Genomic DNA, 2,255 nt, shown 5'->3' on the forward strand with positions numbered 1-2,255 from the left:
GATGATACAGGTTCGTGATATACCCCATCACCAAGCGGATTTCGTGCTGGCTTAACCCCTCCAGGTCATACAGGGCAATCTCTCCGTTTTGCATGATCTGTAAGGGATCCACGCTGGTTTTCTTTTGCCCAAAGATCCGGCGCGTAATGGGGTTGTCTTTTAACTCCCCTAACCGGTTCAACACCGGTTCCACTTCTTTACCACCGAATTTTTCTTCCAGCTCTTCAATCTCCCGGGCCAGTGTTTGGTCCTCAAAAGAGCCTTGTTTGAGGCGTTTGACCAGCCGCTGCCTCAAAGGGCTCTCTTTCCGCAAGAATTCATGGATGCCAAGGATCGTATGGGTTTGGTTATCCTTTAACAAGGCGCGGATCGCTAACCGGCCGTACTTTCGAAACCAAATGGATTCTCCCGAGTAGGCATATTCCAACACCGTCAGCGCATTGGTCACCACCTGGTCATCGGTCTGCCCCGGAAACTTTTGCAGCAGATTCAGCCCAAGGGAATACTTCGGGGAAGTAAGCTCATAGTAATGGATTTTCTCTTGGTTCTCAGGCGTTGCAACTTGTCGTAGATACGTTGCGATCGTTCGAACCGCATCCCGTTTGGGATCCATGAAGGAAAAACCTCCGAAGGAGGGGTCGTTCTTTTCGAACAGAGGTAGCAGGTATTTGCGAATCATGGTCAGTACCAACGACGTTTTTCCGGAACCGGTGGTACCCAGTACCAGCATCATTTTGCGTAATTTCTCGGTGCTTAGAGCCACCAGGCGTTCCACGACACTGGGGTGATGCAAATAACCAATGATGGCTCCATCCTGAAATTGCTCGGGCTCCAATCGGTTTTGCCCGGGAATCAAATGGGGCATATACCCCCGTTTGTTGTCTGCTTTCTTTTTCTCATAAATCCAATGTCCCCCGGGTGGCAAATGAAAAAGGTTGGCTAACTCTTGATCGGTCCAGGTCATTTTTAGACCCGGCAGCGGCAATGGAACCGGGCTAATCGAATGGATCGGGTTGAATTGGCGTAAGGGGTTGATCTTCCAGTGCCGCTTAAACCGAATGCCGCCATCTTGATTGAGTGCCGTTTCGACTTTGTTGGCCAACGAACGGACGGCAGATACGGCGGCTTTATAATGCCGATTCTTAGACCATACGGAGATAGCAACCCAGAAGGTGTATTCCCTTCCTGTAATCCGCTTGGAAAGGGCCACTTTGCGGTGTTTTTCGTGCGGGTCCAAGTCCTTGGTTTTCTTCTCGCGTAGATTTTCAAGCACATCTTCGGACCGTTCCTCAAGCTCTTTCCATTCCGACGGGGCAAACTGAATGTCCAATACGGTGCCTGGCTGGATGGCTGCGAGGATTTCCCCTAACTGGCTTTTTTTCGATTCGTAAAAGGAGCTCAGGGGAAGTCCTTTCTTTCGGCCTCTGCGAAAGACAAAATAGCCGCCTGCCCCCTCTTCCCTGCCCGGGTGATAGCTCATAAATTCTTGATGCGTAATCTCCTCAATCTCAGCTTCGGGATAGGTGCTTTCAATGACGCTGTGCACACTGTCCTGTTTGTCTTGGGGATACCCGATGAGGAGATAGATCTCTTTTTCGTTGGGTTTGCGGGCAAAACGGAGGCGAAAATAAGGCACTCCCTTTTTCAAGCGTTCAAGCTTCTCCCGGTTCATTCCCCCAAAGGACCGGCACAGAATCATCACCTTGTCCGGTTCCAATCGGATATCCCGGGAAGGATAGACGCGAATAAAGCGGGCGTCCTTAATGGTTTGCCGGCGATGAAACCAGGATACGATGAACTCCAGCAGGTCCTTGCTTAGAAAGAGGGCGATGAGTACAGCTGCTATGAGGAGCATGTAGAGAGGGAGATTATCAATAGACAGCTGCGTTGCAGCCATCCCTTTGTAGAGGGATAGCAACGGCTTATGGAAGGCGGCGACAAGAATCAAGAGCAGAAAGGCAATGCCACTGAGCCATCCTCCGCCTTTTCTACTGGTTTGTTTGGCCATGGTATCCCATCCTTTCTTGAAACAAATGAGGAATGGCAACGACTTCATCATGTAAGAGTGGACTTAGGAGCATTTGGGAATAAAAAAGCGATTCCCATCTGTTAATATAGAAAACATAAAGCATGCAACGGAAAATTGGTTTGGGGGCTATTTAGAGAATCATGATAACGTTAGCCAAATTTGAAAAAGAGGACATTCATCGGTTGATTGACTGGGTAGATTCACCTGAATTCCTTCTTCAATGGGC

The 2,255-nt window shown here is 49.3% G+C and carries 1 protein-coding gene; it reads right to left on the reverse strand.

The features are described 5' to 3' along the window. On the reverse strand, positions 1–2,008 hold a 2,008-nt coding region (locus tag IEW70_RS17580), incomplete at its 3' end, for a type IV secretory system conjugative DNA transfer family protein (protein ID WP_188649209.1). Between the last annotated feature and the right edge of the window lie 247 nt (positions 2,009–2,255).

Source organism: Marinithermofilum abyssi (assembly GCF_014641195.1).
GTDB lineage: Bacteria > Bacillota > Bacilli > Thermoactinomycetales > DSM-45169 > Marinithermofilum > Marinithermofilum abyssi.